Genomic DNA, 15,246 nt, shown 5'->3' with positions numbered 1-15,246 from the left:
ATATGACTGCAAGAGAAGAATTAGAATTGATTGTGAAAGCGGCTGACGATAAACGTGCCGAGGAAATCGTCGTACTCGACATGGAAGGTATCTCGCCAATTGCGGATTATTTCGTCATCTGTCACGGGAACTCGGAGAAACAAGTTGAAGCGATCGCGCGTGAAATCAAAGACGTCGCTGGCGAAAATAACTTGCCACTTCATAAGTTTGAAGGAATGGATACAGCGCGTTGGGTACTTGCTGACCTTGAGAACGTCGTTGTCCACATTTTCCACCGCGACGACCGTGATTACTACAACCTAGAGAAATTGTGGGCTGACGCGCCGCACGTCGAAGTGGAAGTCGGCTAATGGCATACGAAGGATTCGCCTATGTATACGACGAGTTGATGAAAGACGCGCCGTATGATGAGTGGGTCGCTTTCGTGCGTCGTCACGTCGAAGATGGCGCGACACTCGCGGATGTCGGATGCGGGACAGGGTCGGCGACGATCCGCCTCGCCGAACATTACGACGTCATGGGGATCGACTTATCGGAGTCGATGCTCGAAGTCGCACAAGAAAAGGCACTTGAAGCAGAAATCGAGTTGCCGCTTTGGGAACAAGATATGCGTGAGTTGGAACTACCGGAACCGGTCGATGCGGTGACGATCCTCTGTGACTCACTTTGCTATCTTCAGGATGAGGCAGACGTGATTGACACGTTCGAATCCGTCTACAACCAACTCAAACCAGGTGGGCTGTTCATCTTTGATGTCCATGCCCCGAATAAGATGCAGACGCTCTTCAACCAAAAGACGTACGCGTCAAACGGGGAAGACTGCTCGTATATCTGGTTTGCCGATCCGGGAGAAGCTCCGCTTTCGGTCGTTCATGATTTGACGTTCTTCGTCGCGATTGAAGACGGGACGTACGAACGGATCGAGGAGACGCACGAACAACGGACGTATGAACCAGGGCAGTACATGCAATGGTTGATTGGTGCCGGGTTCCACGTCAAATCGGTTACATCTGATTTCACCGAACATGCACCAGGAGCGGATGCTGAGCGTATCTTCTTCGTAGCCCAGAAATAAGCAAATCCCCGATTCTTGACGAATCGGGGATTTTTGTCGTTACGCTTCGTGGCTGAACTGCCACTGCACACCGAACTGGTCTTCGAGCATGCCGTACGCCTTGCTCCAAAACGTTTCTTGGAGCGGCATCAAGACACGTCCGTTCACGGCTAGTGCATCGAACTCGCGATGGATGGCATCAAGGTCATCCGTGACGACGGCGAGCGTGACGTTATCGCCAAAGTTGACCGGTCCGTCAGGCATGGCATCAGAGAACATGAGTGATGAGCCGTGAATCGATAGTCGGGTATGCAACACGAGATCAGCCATTTCACTCGGGACCGGTTGACCATCTGGACCGGGTTGGTCACCGAACGTCATGATGTCTGGAGTGGCATGATTAAACACATTGGCATAGAAGTTCACGGCGTCGCGGCAATTCCCGTTAAAGTTGAGATACGGATTGATCGGCATAGCAAGTTCCTCCTCGGATTCATAATATTAATTATAGAACATATGTTCGTTTAATGCAATCGAGTCATCGAACTTCCATTGTGTAGGTTGAACACGATTGAGAGTCGGGAATAGAGATTATAGAGAATAAATTAAATGAAAGAAGGCGAAGTATCATGAAGCTTACGAAAGGACGCATCCTTGAGTTCGGATTCGTCTTATTCATGGCGGTCATGCTTGTCACATCGATCATTGAAGAATCATGGTTCGACGCGAGTGTGGCGGGGGCAGGCATCATCTCAGGTCTCATCCCGTTTTTCATTGAAAAGACGTTTAAAACAGAACTCGATAGCAAGATGAAGGTAGCATATATCCTGTTCTTGTTTGCCTCACAGTATTTAGGGTCCATCGTCGGATTGTACGGAAACGGCTGGTGGGACACGTTCCTTCATCTCTTGAGTGGTATCTTTCTTGCATTCTTAGGGTTCGACTTCTTCTCCCGGCTCGATGACGACATTCGGACCGAGATTCCGAAACGATTTTTATTCGTCTATATCGTCGTCTTCTCAATGGCAGGAGCGGCGCTTTGGGAGATGTATGAATTCACATCTGATGTCGTTTTGAACACGACGATGCAAGGGAACGGGAACGACGATACAATGGTCGACATCATCGCCGGTTCACTCGGAGGAGTGCTCGCCGCATTTTTCGTCGTCACCCTTCATCAACGTGAAAAATCCAAACAAAAGAGACACATGAAAAAAAGTTCGTGATTCACGAGCTTTTTATTTGTAATCATTCTAATGTTTTATTAATATCAAGATTGTAATGATTATAAATAATGGGAGGCAATCATATGGATCAACATCGTCAACTAACTACTAACCAAGGCGCACCAATCGGGGATAACGCCAACTCCATCACTGCGGGTCGTCGGGGCCCGACGCTTCTCGAAGACTACCAACTAATTGAGAAATTAGCGCATTTCGATCGTGAACGTGTACCAGAACGTGTCGTTCACGCGAGAGGGGCAGGGGCGCATGGTGTCTTCACTGTAAAAAATAGTATGAAACGATATACAAAAGCAGCATTCTTGCAAGAAGAGGGACAAGAGACACCTGTCTTTGCGCGTTTCTCTACCGTCATTCACGGTTTAGGTTCACCAGAGACGCTTCGTGACCCACGTGGTTTCGCCGTCAAGTTTTACACGGAAGAAGGGAACTATGATTTCGTTGGAAACAACTTACCAGTGTTCTTCATCCGTGACGCGATTAAATTCCCGGACGTGATTCACTCGCTCAAACCGGATCCACAAACGAACCTTCAGGACCCGGACCGCTTCTTCGACTTCATGTCACTCACGCCAGAATCGACGAACATGCTTCTTCATTTGTTCAGTGATGAAGGTATCCCGGCATCGTATCGCCATATGCGCGGGTCATCCGTCCATTCTTTCAAATGGGTGAATGAATTCGGAAACACGGTGTACATAAAGATGCGCTGGGTACCGAAGCAAGGTGTTCAAAACTTATCGATGGAAGAAGCTGCGAAAATTCAAGCGGAAGACTTCAACCACGCGACACGTGATTTGTTCAACGCGATTGAAAATGGAGACTATCCGGAATGGGATCTGTACGTACAGATTTTAGATCCGGCGGACATGGACAACTTTGACTTCGACCCACTCGATGCGACGAAAGATTGGTTCGAAGACGTCATCCCGTACCAATTGGTCGGAACGATGACACTCAACAAGAATGTCGATAACTTCTTCGCGGAGACAGAGTCTGTCGGCTTTAACCCAGGTGTTCTCGTCCCAGGAATCCAGCCGTCGGAAGACAAGATGCTTCAAGGACGTCTCTTCTCGTATTCGGATACGCAACGTCACCGCATCGGACCGAACTACCTTCAACTTCCGATCAACTGTCCGTTTGCCCAAGTCGCGAACAACCAGCGTGACGGAGCGATGCCGTTCAAGCAACAGACGAGTTCAGTCAACTATGAGCCGAACCGTTATGAAGATGCACCGAAGCCGAATGCGGATTATATCGAGACGCCGCAACCGATCACAGGTGTGACGGGGCGTCAGAAGATTGAGAAGACAAACGATTTTGGTCAGGCTGGAGAGGTATATCGTCGTTATTCTCAGGAAGAGAAGGACGCGCTCATCCGTAACCTCGTTGCGCACATCAAAGAAGTTCGTCATGAGAAGACGGTTCTCCTCTTGATCTGTAACTTCTATCGTGCAGACCGCGAACTCGGGGAGCGTCTCTCAAACGAGTTGAACGTTGATCTTGCACCATTCTTGAACCAAATGTCGAACTAAACGAGTAGCCGCGGTCACGTACCGCGGTTTTTTGTATGCAAAAAGACGCCTCTCACATGGAGAAACGTCTCGTCTATCGTCGTTATTCACCGACCATCCCGTCACCGTCTCGGTCGTCCATATACTGATACAACCAATGGTCACGTGTGATGGGCATCTCGAATCCGGCATTTTTTGCTTCTTTGATCGTCACTTGTCCGTTTCCGTCAAGGTCGATATCGGATAATTCTCGTTCCTCGACCGGCTCCGTCGTCACTGCAGGTGGCGAATCATCCGTCAATCCGAGCGATTCGTTCACTTCCTCCGGGTCCACGTTATCATACGTATCCGTCACTGTATTGCCTCGTACGGTATACGTGTACTGGTAGCGGGAAGGAATCTGGGTCGTCGTGTTCGGATAGGTGATGACGGCCTCGAAGTCTTTCGCCCCGCCTGCTTTTCGGATGACGTCTTCCATGAACGCCTGATCCCCATAGCGATTGAGTGCACTGTTTTGTGGGGTGATGTTATAGGCATTCGAGACACCTCCGAGGGAATCGGCAATAATGTGACCTTCATCGAGGTTCGGGTCTTCGACGCCCGGAACCTTTGCCTCGTCTGAATAATAACGACCAGAAGAATTGACGTCTTCGGTCTCATCGTCTTGGAGGGTGATTTCATCAGCAATGACACGAATCAATTGACCATGCTCGTTCGTGAACGCCCAGTACTCTCGGTCGCCGAAGCCGATATCGACGACAACGTTCGCTTCCCGTGTTCCGGACTGATCACCGCCATCGACCTCGATTTTCGTATAGCCTTCAAATAAATCTTCTTCCTGTTCAGGTGAAGGCGTCTCGGTTGTCTGTTTTTCTTGTGTCTGTTCCTCTTCGACGGTTTCTTCAGTCGACGTCGGGACGCTCACATCGGCATCCGTACAACCGGAGAGGAGCAGTACCCCAAGCAGGAATGGAATGTAAAATGGTATTCTTTTCATATATCTCGCCCCTTATTCGAAGTTACGCTACCGTATTTTCTATGTAGTCTATAATGATAGCATAAGAAAACAAGAAGTGAGCGTCCCCCTTCAAAATGTGCCCGATAGATTCCTCTCATTTGTGGATTCATAAAGCTTGTGCCAAGATTGAAAAAAGGGGGAAGAACGTATGAACGAAGTGATTGAGACATTATTGAACCACCGTTCCGTCCGTGACTTTACGGACGAGACATTAACAGATGGACAAATCCAGACCATCGTTGAGAGCGCCCAACGCGCATCGACGTCTAGCTTTATCCAAGCCTATTCCATCATCGGGGTGACCGATGAAGCGAAGAAGAAACGACTTGCCGAGATTGCGGGCAACCAGTCCTATGTCGTTGAGAACGGTCACTTTTTCGTCTTTTGTGCGGATTTGCATCGCCATGAAGTGATTGGTGAACTGCAAGAAACAGAAGTGTCGGCGACACTTGAGACTGACGAGAAACTCTTGGTCGCTGTGATTGACGCTGCACTCGCTTCACAAAATGCGGCAGTGGCGGCAGAATCGATGGGACTCGGCATCTGTTATATCGGCGGCATTCGGAACGACCTCTTTGCGGTCAAAGAAGTGCTCGGGTTACCGGAACGGGTCATTCCGCTCTTCGGGATGGCCGTCGGTGTACCGGCTTCAGTCGAGGATCAAAAACCGCGCTTGCCATTCCAACATGTTTATCATGAGAACACATACGAGGCGAATCCGGAACGGATCAAACAATCACTTTCCGATTACGATGCCTTGATCCACGATTACTATATGGTTCGTGGCTCGAACCCGCGTAAGGATACGTGGACCGGACAGATGGGGCGCATGTTGTCAAAATCGACGCGTCTTGACGTCAAAGATTTCTTGAAAGCACAAGGCTATTTGAAGCAATGACAAAACCGCCGACAAATCAATGTCGGCGGTTTTGTCATGTTCAGTTCAGTTGGGCATTGAGCCAATTCTTGTCGATGGCACCGAATTGTTTTGCGATGATCACACCGGATTCATCGAGCACATACGTCGTCGGCATCGCCTGAATTCGGTACGCATCCCCGACTTGACCGTCACGGTCATAGACGACAGTAAACGCGTCTTCGTACGGTTCGACGAACGAGATGGCATTGTCCGGGTCACGTTCGCTCGTCGTCGTGTTGACGGCGACGATGGTCACGTCGTCTCGCTCTTTCGCAAACGCAGCCATATCTGGCATCTCTGCGCGACATGGAGGACACCAGGACGCCCAGAAGTTCACGACGACGTATTGGCCGTGTAGCGACGCTAAGTCGAACGTACTCCCGTCAGTTCGTTGTAACTCAAACGAAGGGGGGATTTGCCCGATGTTTAGACCGGTCGATGCCGTCTCCGTGGTGACAGTTTGCGTAGTACGTTCCGGCAGGGCAGCATTCACGACCGCGAGCAAGACGAGGACACCGATACTCACTTGAATCGCTTTCTTTGAAGGGCGAGCGACATAGAGCGAAAGCCCGAACAGGATGAAGACAATCCCAATCATCCACCATTGAACCTGCCCGACCGTATACGACTGAAACAGCCAAATGCCAGATGCGCCGAATGCGGTCCAAAGAATGCGTCCTCGCGTTGGCGCATGCATCCATCGCCACGTCGTTCCGAGTAGTAGAAGAATGAGGACGGCGCTCCATAGATGAATCGGCTGGTCGGAAAAATTCAAAATCGTCCCGTATACCGGAACCGCGAGTGTCATCCCGAGCCAGATGAGGAGCCCACTCAGCATCCAATATCCTAAAAGGTCTCGATCGAGTCGATAGACGAACAAAAGGACGACAGCAGCCGCAATCCATTGAGACCATACGCCTCCTGTAGCATAGAGGGCAAGCGATAGGTCACGTGTCGTCAACAGACCGATGACGATCGCGCTTCCTTTCCAGACAAGAAATCCATAAAACCATGTACCGATGACGGCTTCACGTTGCTTACTCGTCAAACCGAGGAAACGGAAGATCCCGTAGAGGATACCAAGGCTTACTAAAAAAAAGAGTAAATCGAAACGAATGTTGAGTGGACCGATAGCGACCACGTCTTTCCCTCCTAAACAAAAGGCGCCCTCTCGAAGCGGGCGCCATATTTATTGTCAGTATAGCATTACTTGATTTGTTGAGCGTTCAAGACAGTCTTCATCGCGCCGTAGCCACCCAAGATGTTGTGGATATCTTTGTAACCGAGCGATTGAAGGACACTTGCCGCCATGCGTGAGCGGACGCCTGATGCACAATGGACCGCAATCGTTTGGTCTTTCGGAAGCCCTTCGTGATCACGTGTGAGTTTACCGAGAAGGATACGCTCTGCCTTTTCGTAATGGCTTGCGTTCCATTCTGTCGCGTTACGAACGTCGAGGACGAACACGTCACCTTTTTCGGCAGCTTCGATCGCTTCCTCTGCTGTCACGTCCGTATACGTTTCCGTCGCGAGTGATGCGTCGAGTTCTTCGACAGGGACGATGAAACGAAGGCGATCGAGACCGATTGATTGAAGATCGGTTTGTACTTGATCAACGTTCTCTGCACTTGCGATAACCGTGATGTCTTTGTCGAAGTTGACGAGCCAGCCAGCCCAAGAGACGAACTTATTGTTGTATGGGATGTTGATTGTCCCTGGTACGTGACCATTTGCGAAGTCTTCGCCTTTACGCGTGTCGACGACCTGTGTCTCTTCGACGAGTGTATCAAGACGGTCCGACCCGACGACTTCAGGACGAGCGATATCTGTCGTCACTTGAATGCCTTCTTTGTTCACTTTCTTCATCATGGCGAAGTAGTTCGGCGGTTCTGGTTGATCCGTCGTCAACTCTTTGATGAAGGCATCTTTGTCCGTCATTTGAAGCGCCCAGTTCGTCGCTTTTTCGTAACCGACCGTCGATGTTGGAATCGCACCGAGTGCTTTCCCACAAGCGCTACCAGCGCCGTGTCCTGGCCAAACTTGAACGAAGTCAGGAAGCGCCATGAACTTCTTGAGCGAATCAAACATTTGTTCCGCACCGATTGCCGTCGTTCCTTTCACACCTGCTGCTTCTTCGAGAAGGTCAGGGCGACCGATATCTCCGACGAAGACGAAGTCACCTGTGAAGATTCCCATCGGTTGTGTCTGGTTGCGGTCATAAAGAAGGAACGAGATGTGTTCCGGTGTGTGACCAGGTGTATGCATGACTTCGAGTGTCACGTTACCGATTTTGAATGTGTCGCCTTCTTTGACGAGTTGTGCATCGATTTCTTTCGCGAATGCATACTTCCAAGAAGCATCGCCTTCGTCTGATAGATAGGCTTTCGAACCTGTGTGCTTCGCGAGTTCGAGTGAACCGGATACAAAGTCCGCATGGATATGCGTCTCTGCCGTTGCGACAATGTTCATGCCTTCTTTTTTCGCTTCTTGGAGATAAGGCTCGATGTTACGGGCCGGATCGATGACAATCGCTTCTCCCGTCATTTGGCAACCGACCATATATGAAGCTTGTGCTAATTTCTCATCATAAAAATAACGTAATAGCATATTAATTTCCCCCTATGAGTAAAGTAATCGTTTATTCGACTTCGCCTTGCCAGCTCATCATCCCACCGTCGACGTTCGTGACGTCGAACCCGAGTGAGTCGAGATAAGCAGATGCGTTCATGCTGCGTCCGCCGGCTGCGCAAATGACGTGAATCGGTTTAGAGCGATCGAGCTCATCGACTTTCGCCCCGAATTCAGAAAGTGGTACATTTTTCGCTTGTTTGATGTGACCTCCTGCAAATTCGTCCACCTCTCGCACATCGATGAGGTTGAGTGAGTCGTCTGCTTGAAGTAGCGCTTCTAATTCAGTAGTCGTAATCGTCTTCATGAGTCTTTGATCTCCTTTTCATGTTTAAGGTTTTTGGCAACGAGAATGTTTCGTTGGCTTTAATATACCCCCTAAGGTATAATGAGCGCAAGTGAAAAGAATTGGAGGGAGAAAAATGAATAAAATTTCCTTATTTGTCGGAACTTTGGCTGTTATCGCAATTTTTATCTTTGTAATCACATCAGAAAAGGATGGAATTATGAAAATTGACGTTGAAACTCTACAAAACAAATTGGAAAACGAGGAAATAACGCTTCTTGATGTACGCGAAGTATCGGAATACGATGGGGGGCATATTGAAGGGTCGGTGAACGCACCACTTTCTTCATTAGATGCAGAGCAATTACCCTATCCGAAAGACGAGCCGATTTACGTCATTTGTCGGAGTGGTAACCGAAGTGCCCAGGCTGCTAGTCAATTACAGGATGCTGGCTATACGGAAATCTATGACGTGTCTGGCGGTATGATGGCTTGGGAAGCTTCTGAATAAGAAGAGAATACGAAAATAATGGAGGAGTCTATATGGAGTTCGGGTTTATCATTACAATCTTTCTAATTGGATTTATCGGGTCATTCATTTCTGGAATGGTCGGGATTGGTGGGTCGATCATTAAATATCCGATGTTGTTGTATATTCCACCGCTTTTAGGATTTGCCGCTTTTAGCGCGCACGAGGTGTCAGGGATTAGCGCCATTCAAGTGTTCTTTGCGACGATCGGTGGAATTTATGCCTATCGTAAAGGTGGATATTTAAACAAGCAGTTGATTCTTTACATGGGTGTGTCGGTCTTGATCGGAAGCTTCATCGGAGGGTACGGGTCGACCATTTTATCTGAGACGATGATTAATGTCGTATATGCCATCCTTGCGACGATTGCGACGATCATGATGTTCTTGCCGAAACCACAAGTGGACGACATGCCACTCGACCAAGTGCAGTTCAACAAGGTGATCGCGGCAAGTTCAGCGTTCATCGTGGGAATCGCAGCTGGTATCGTCGGGGCAGCGGGGGCATTCATTCTCATGCCAATCATGCTTGTCGTCTTACGGATCCCGACGAAGATGGCAATCGCCAGTTCACTCGCTATCACGTTCATCTCGTCGATTGGTTCGACGTTCGGTAAAATCATTACCGACCAAATCGTTTGGGAGCCAGCTATCATCATGATCATCGCGAGTCTAATCGCCGCGCCGATCGGGGCAAATGTCGGGAAAAATATGAATACAAAAGCACTTCAATGGATTTTGGCGTTACTCATCTTAGCGAGTACCGTTAAAATTTGGAGCGACTTGATCGCATGAAAAAATCACGATGCCTATATTCTGGCATCGTGATTTTTTTCGTTACTTCGTAATGAAATAATAGAGAAGTCCGAGTCCGATAAACGAGACAGGGAGCAAGATGATGTAGAGCCAAGAAACCATCGACCAGCTCTTCTTTTGGCTATACGTGGAGCGGTCTTTCCCGAGACCGACCATGATGGTGAAAATGAGTGCAATCAAACAGACGAGCAATGCTAACCCAATCGTGAGAGCCATGTTGTCACATCCTTTTCCAAACTTGTTATCTTCATCATATCGTATGCACCGAAGCGGCTTCCGACAGAATGTTGAGGTTGTGTGACAAAGGTGAAGGAGAAGAGTCACACTTACAAAATCATACAAGAAAAATCCCTTGTCACTCGAACGAATCGAATGAAAGGGATTGAATGTTTATTCCGCGAACGTTTTGCTACGGAACATAAAGGCCGTGATGAGATAGAAGGCGATGATATGAAGGGCGACATAGAAGATCGAGAAGCCCATCGTAGCGTCCATCGCTTTCATAAACTCAGGGTTAACGTCATAAATCGAAAGGTCGGTATGCAAGAAGACAATCCATTTTGCGAGTTCAGGTTTCCAGGCGACGAGAAGACCACCGATAATACTTGAGGCAAAGTTCGCGAGCACCGTGAAACCGATGACGACACCGACCGATTTGAAGACGACCGAGAACATAAGCGTCAAGAAGATGATGAAGATCGGTCCACTCACGCTGATGAGGATTGGTCGCACGACGTCCCATGTGACAGAACCGTCTAACGTGAGTGAGAACCCGAACGCGACGATTAGGATAAAGACGAATTGGAGCAACATGACGAGGACGGACATGACGAGTTTTGATAATAAGATGCGGTCTCGAGAATACGGACTCATCAAGAGATGCTTCAACGTATCAAATTTCAGCTCATTCCCGACCATCTCGGCCGTGAAGACGATGGTAAAGATGCTGAGGAAGGCGATGGCGCCCATCGTTGAGAATTCAAAGAACGATGCCGCTTCCGGTGTACCATTTCCGCTCGCCAATACGGCGTATACGATGAGAATGATCGCGGTGTATACGCCTAAGGCGACGTAAGGTTTAATCGTGCGACGCCACTTCATCCATTCATTGCTGAGTAATGAACGCATTGTTTGTACCTCCTTCTTTTTTCGTCAATTTCAAGAATTGTTCTTCGAGCGACTCGTGCTTCATCCCGATCTGGTAGACGGCGATGTCACGCTCGATCAACTGTTTCAATAAGACAGGGATATCCGTTTCCTGACGTGGCACGATGAACGATTCGGCAGACTGTTGAATGATTTTCACATCATCGAAAGCGAGAGCCGCGACGTCGAGCGCATCGCTCATCTGCTCTTTCGCGACTTTACAAAGGATGACGCTATCTGCTTTCGTCTGTCCGTCTTCCACCGACTTGATTTGTCCTTGGTCGATGATGGCAAAGCGGTCCGTGATCAATTCCATTTCGCTCAACAAGTGACTCGAAATGAGGATGGCAATCCCGCGATGGTCAGCGAGGTGACGTAAGTAATTTCGAAGATCGGCGATTCCGGCTGGGTCGAGACCGTTTGTCGGCTCATCAAGGATAAGTACTTTAGGATTATGCAACAAGGCACGGGCAATCCCGAGGCGCTGTTTCATCCCGAGCGAGTATTGTTTGACTTTCATATCGAGCTTTCCGTCGAGTCCGACGAGCGCACCAAGTGCGTTCAAATCGACTTTCTTTAAGTTCGGGATCAAGTTCATGGCATGAATCAAGTTCTCACGACCGGTCATGTACGGATAAAACGCCGGATTCTCGACGATGGCTCCGATTCGACTAAGTGCCTCTTGGCGGTTGTTCGCGACGTCATACCCATCGACCGTCACGGTACCGTGTGTTGCAGGCATGAGGCCTGTAATGATTCGGATCGTCGTTGTTTTCCCAGCGCCGTTCGGCCCGAGGAAACCAAAGATTTCACCTGGGACGACATCAAAACTGACATTCGTCAATACCGTTGCTTTTCCCATTTTCTTATGGACATTTTGTACGGATAACATGTGGTCACCTATCTTTCTGTTTAAAAGTTTTAGTGTGCTTCCTACACCCCTTCTACGGCCTTGTATGAAATAAGGTTTCATCTTTTTTGAAATTGTTGAAACAAATGAGTTGAGACACAATTTATCGATAAGCAAAACTTATCGAAATAGTATGGACGAATTGTGAATTTGTAAGGGTCTTTCTCGCATGAAAGGTGTAGTATGAAGTTGAGCGTAAGAGGCAAGATTTGGTTTTGTTCACTAGGGTAAGAGAAGAGTGAACTGCTTCGGGCTACATGTTAAAATGAAAGCGTTCACAGATTGGACGTTTAGGAATGGATAAGGGGGATTTATTCAATGGGAGAGTCGTCGAATGTTCACGAGAAATCGCAAGCATTTTATGGTCCTAACTTAGGCTACATCATTGAACTATACGAACAATATTTGGAAGACCCGTCTTCGGTCGATGAGGAGACACGTCGTTACTTCGACGAGAACGGGGCACCAGAATCATCACCGACAGAAGTACCGGTATCGGGTCCGTCGTTTGACTTGGAGAAAGTCGTCTCGGCGACACGCCTCGTCAACGATATCCGTGCGTTCGGTCATAAGGCAGCTGATATCTATCCATTGAAAGATCATCCGCGGGAACAAGAGTTATTCGAGCTGTCTCGTTACGATTTGACAGAAGAAGATTTGAAACAAATTCCGGCTCGTCTTCTTTCGGACGATGCACCGAAACCGAACGCGAGTGCCCTCGAATTATTCCGTCACTTGCTCGACGTCTACACAGGAACGGTCGCGATTGAACTTCGCCATTTGGACGATATGGAAGAGAAGAAGTGGATTCGCCGTCAAATCGAGCAAGGTGCATTGAAGCAATCCTTCTCGAAAGAAGAAAAAATCGAATTGTTCAAACGTCTGGCTGAGACAGAACTGTTTGAATCATTCCTTCATAAGACATACGTCGGACAGAAACGCTTCTCCATCGAAGGATTGGATGCGATGGTGCCGTTACTCGACGCGATGGTCGGCGGACTCATCTCGAGCGGGTCTGAACACATCAACATCGGGATGGCGCACCGTGGACGTCTGAACGTACTCGCTCACGTACTCGGCAAGCCGTACGAGATGATCTTTGCGGAGTTCCAGCACGCACCGAACAAAGAATTGATTCCGTCTGAAGGATCAATTGGGATCAACTTCGGTTGGTCAGGCGACGTGAAATATCACCTCGGTCTTGACCGAAAAGTTGTCGAGCAACAAAAAGAAGTACGTCTCAACTTGGCGAACAACCCGAGTCACCTTGAATTCGTTGGATCTGTCGTCGAAGGGTACACACGTGCTGCACAAGATGACCGTTCTGAGAAAGGATCGGCTGTTCAACACGATGATTTGGCAGCCTCGATCTTGATTCACGGGGATGCGGCCTTCCCAGGACAAGGAATTGTCGCGGAGACGCTCAACATGACGAATTTGACGGGTTACCGTACAGGTGGGACAGTTCATGTCATCGCCAACAACACGATCGGTTTCACGACGGACCCGAACGATTCACGCTCGACACGTTACGCGAGTGATATCGCCAAAGGATATGAAATCCCGGTCTTACACGTGAATGCGGATGACCCAGAAGCATGTGTCGCCGTCGCGAAGCTGATCAGTGAATATCGTGCCAAGTTCCATAAAGACATCTTGGTCGATTTGATTGGGTATCGTCGTTACGGTCATAACGAAATGGACGAACCGATGAACACGAACCCGGTTCTTTATAAAGCGATCAAAGGACATCAGTCTGTCCGTCACGTATATGCCGAGCAACTTGAGGCAGAAGGCGTCATGACAAAAGACGAAAAAGCACAAATCGAACAGAAAATCGAAGAGGCACTTAAAGCAGCTCGTGACCTCGTTCCTTCTGAAGAAGAGGATGCTGACATCGTCTTACCGGACGCGGTCCATAAAGGATTCCCGAAAGTCGATACGAGCGTGAAACTCGAACTCCTCACGCAATTGAATGAAGAGTTACTTGACTGGCCAGAAGGCTTCGGAGTCTTCCATAAGCTTCAAAAAGTACTCGACCGTCGCCGTGACGCATTCGGTGAAGGTGGGAAAATCGATTGGGGTCATGCGGAAACGCTCGCCTTCGCTTCGATTCTTTCAGACGGTACGCCGGTTCGCTTGAGCGGTCAAGATTCGGAGCGCGGAACGTTCGCCCAACGGAACATCATGTTGAACGATGTCGAGTCAGGGAAGAAGTTCTCGCCACTCCATCAGCTGTCGACGGCGAAAGCTTCGTTCTCTGTCTACAACAGCCCGCTTTCTGAAGGGTCGGTACTCGGATTTGAGTACGGGTATAATGTGTTCGCCCAAGACACGCTCGTCTTATGGGAAGCACAATACGGTGACTTTGCGAACTCTGCGCAGGTCATGTTCGACCAGTTCATCTCGGCAGGTCGCGCGAAATGGGGTCAAAAATCAGGGCTTGTCATGCTCTTGCCGCACGGTTACGAAGGACAAGGTCCGGAGCACTCGAGTGCACGGATGGAGCGTTACTTGACGCTTGCCGGGGAGAAAAACTGGACAGTCGCAAACCTTTCGTCTGCGGCACAATACTTCCATATCCTCCGTCGCCAAGCCGAGATGCTCGGAAAAGAAGAGATTCGTCCGATAATCATCATGACACCGAAGAGTCTGCTTCGTCATCCGCTCGCGACATCACCAATCGAGGCGTTCACGGAAGAGAGTTTCAAACCAATCGTTGAACAGCCAGGTCTCGGTGAACATGCGGAGAAAGTCGAACGTCTCGTCTTCTGCACAGGGAAGATGGCGATCGACCTCGCGGAAGCGGTCGGCAAGTCAGAAGAGTCACTCGACTTCTTGCACATTATCCGAGTGGAAGAGATTTATCCGTTCCCGGTACGCGAGATTCGTGACGTCATCAGCCGTTATCCGAATGCACGTGAAATCGTCTGGGTACAAGAAGAACCGAAAAACATGGGGGCTTGGACATACATCGAGCCTCGTCTTGAAGCAGTCACAACGAACCGACTCGACGTTCGTTACATCGGTCGTCGTCGTCGTTCGAGCCCGGCTGAAGGAAATCCGACAGCCCATAAACAAGAACAAGCACGCATCATCCGTGAAGCACTTTCTCGTGACGTCGTCTCGAGCGGTGCAGGCACGAGCACATACCAAAAAGATCGTAAATAAGTTAAGGGGGAA

Annotated in this window: 16 protein-coding genes; 8 read left to right on the top strand and 8 right to left on the bottom strand. The window is 49.1% G+C overall.

The annotated features are described in order from the left end of the window. The first annotated feature begins 2 nt into the window (after positions 1 to 2). Complete coding sequence (gene rsfS / locus KNO85_RS10050) at positions 3 to 350, top strand: ribosome silencing factor (RefSeq protein WP_214739453.1); 348 nt, start codon at positions 3 to 5, stop codon at positions 348 to 350. Further along, the gene (locus KNO85_RS10045) at positions 350 to 1,075 is read left to right on the top strand and encodes a class I SAM-dependent DNA methyltransferase (RefSeq protein WP_214789608.1); all 726 of its coding nucleotides are present in this window, start codon (positions 350 to 352) and stop codon (positions 1,073 to 1,075) included. The genes rsfS and KNO85_RS10045 overlap by 1 nt, the downstream gene beginning before the upstream one ends. Positions 1,076 to 1,114: 39 nt before the next feature. Here the strand turns inward: KNO85_RS10045 and KNO85_RS10040 are convergent, their stop codons facing one another. Beyond that, complete coding sequence (locus KNO85_RS10040; RefSeq protein WP_214789606.1) at positions 1,115 to 1,528, bottom strand: VOC family protein; 414 nt, start codon at positions 1,526 to 1,528, stop codon at positions 1,115 to 1,117. 155 nt (positions 1,529 to 1,683) lie between these two features. On the opposite strand from KNO85_RS10040, the gene KNO85_RS10035 reads away from it, so the two are divergent. Beyond that, the gene (locus tag KNO85_RS10035) at positions 1,684 to 2,280 is read left to right on the top strand and encodes a DUF2238 domain-containing protein (RefSeq protein WP_214789604.1); all 597 of its coding nucleotides are present in this window, start codon (positions 1,684 to 1,686) and stop codon (positions 2,278 to 2,280) included. Between the two features lie 83 nt (positions 2,281 to 2,363). Beyond that, positions 2,364 to 3,833, top strand: a complete 1,470-nt coding sequence (locus tag KNO85_RS10030) for a catalase (RefSeq protein WP_214789602.1) — start codon at positions 2,364 to 2,366, stop codon at positions 3,831 to 3,833. An 82-nt stretch (positions 3,834 to 3,915) separates the two neighbouring features. On the opposite strand, the gene KNO85_RS10025 is transcribed toward KNO85_RS10030, so the two are convergent. Continuing rightward, the gene (locus KNO85_RS10025) at positions 3,916 to 4,809 is read right to left on the bottom strand and encodes a DNA/RNA non-specific endonuclease (RefSeq protein WP_214789601.1); all 894 of its coding nucleotides are present in this window, start codon (positions 4,807 to 4,809) and stop codon (positions 3,916 to 3,918) included. Between the two features lie 169 nt (positions 4,810 to 4,978). Between KNO85_RS10025 and nfsA the strand changes: the two genes are divergently transcribed. After that, the gene (nfsA, locus tag KNO85_RS10020) at positions 4,979 to 5,728 is read left to right on the top strand and encodes an oxygen-insensitive NADPH nitroreductase (RefSeq protein WP_214789599.1); all 750 of its coding nucleotides are present in this window, start codon (positions 4,979 to 4,981) and stop codon (positions 5,726 to 5,728) included. A 40-nt stretch (positions 5,729 to 5,768) separates the two neighbouring features. On the opposite strand, the gene KNO85_RS15005 is transcribed toward nfsA, so the two are convergent. From KNO85_RS15005 to KNO85_RS10005, 3 genes are all read right to left on the bottom strand, one after another. Next, positions 5,769 to 6,890, bottom strand: a complete 1,122-nt coding sequence (locus tag KNO85_RS15005; protein ID WP_214789597.1) for a TlpA family protein disulfide reductase — start codon at positions 6,888 to 6,890, stop codon at positions 5,769 to 5,771. A gap of 65 nt (positions 6,891 to 6,955) precedes the next feature. Continuing rightward, on the bottom strand, positions 6,956 to 8,356 hold the full coding sequence (locus tag KNO85_RS10010; RefSeq protein ID WP_214789595.1) for an MBL fold metallo-hydrolase: 1,401 nt from the start codon (positions 8,354 to 8,356) through the stop codon (positions 6,956 to 6,958). A 31-nt stretch (positions 8,357 to 8,387) separates the two neighbouring features. Continuing rightward, positions 8,388 to 8,684: a rhodanese-like domain-containing protein gene (locus KNO85_RS10005; protein WP_214789593.1), complete on the bottom strand. Its 297-nt coding sequence runs from the start codon at positions 8,682 to 8,684 to the stop codon at positions 8,388 to 8,390. Positions 8,685 to 8,799: 115 nt separating this feature from the next. Here KNO85_RS10005 and KNO85_RS10000 point away from each other — a divergent pair, with 115 nt between their 5' ends. Then, positions 8,800 to 9,174 carry a rhodanese-like domain-containing protein gene (locus tag KNO85_RS10000; protein WP_251130617.1) on the top strand — a complete coding sequence of 125 codons (375 nt, stop codon included), beginning with the start codon at positions 8,800 to 8,802 and terminating at the stop codon, positions 9,172 to 9,174. A gap of 32 nt (positions 9,175 to 9,206) precedes the next feature. Next, positions 9,207 to 9,986: a sulfite exporter TauE/SafE family protein gene (locus KNO85_RS09995; RefSeq protein WP_214789591.1), complete on the top strand. Its 780-nt coding sequence runs from the start codon at positions 9,207 to 9,209 to the stop codon at positions 9,984 to 9,986. 42 nt (positions 9,987 to 10,028) lie between these two features. Here KNO85_RS09995 and KNO85_RS09990 read toward each other — a convergent pair whose 3' ends face one another. From KNO85_RS09990 to KNO85_RS09980, 3 genes are all read right to left on the bottom strand, one after another. Continuing rightward, entirely contained in the window at positions 10,029 to 10,223 is a 195-nt protein-coding gene (locus KNO85_RS09990; protein WP_214696058.1) for a hypothetical protein, read from the bottom strand. Between the two features lie 174 nt (positions 10,224 to 10,397). Further along, positions 10,398 to 11,135, bottom strand: a complete 738-nt coding sequence (locus KNO85_RS09985) for an ABC transporter permease (RefSeq protein ID WP_214789589.1) — start codon at positions 11,133 to 11,135, stop codon at positions 10,398 to 10,400. Beyond that, positions 11,113 to 12,045, bottom strand: a complete 933-nt coding sequence (locus KNO85_RS09980) for an ABC transporter ATP-binding protein (protein ID WP_214696054.1) — start codon at positions 12,043 to 12,045, stop codon at positions 11,113 to 11,115. The genes KNO85_RS09985 and KNO85_RS09980 overlap by 23 nt, the downstream gene beginning before the upstream one ends. Before the next feature lie 336 nt (positions 12,046 to 12,381). Here KNO85_RS09980 and KNO85_RS09975 point away from each other — a divergent pair, with 336 nt between their 5' ends. Further along, positions 12,382 to 15,234, top strand: coding sequence for a 2-oxoglutarate dehydrogenase E1 component (locus KNO85_RS09975; RefSeq protein WP_214789587.1), 2,853 nt, complete (start codon positions 12,382 to 12,384; stop codon positions 15,232 to 15,234). Positions 15,235 to 15,246: the final 12 nt, after the last annotated feature.

The sequence above is a fragment of the Exiguobacterium sp. s124 genome, from assembly GCF_018617485.1.
In the GTDB taxonomy this organism is placed as follows: Bacteria; Bacillota; Bacilli; order Exiguobacteriales; family Exiguobacteriaceae; genus Exiguobacterium; species Exiguobacterium aestuarii.
This window is presented reverse-complemented; position numbering and strand designations above follow the sequence as displayed.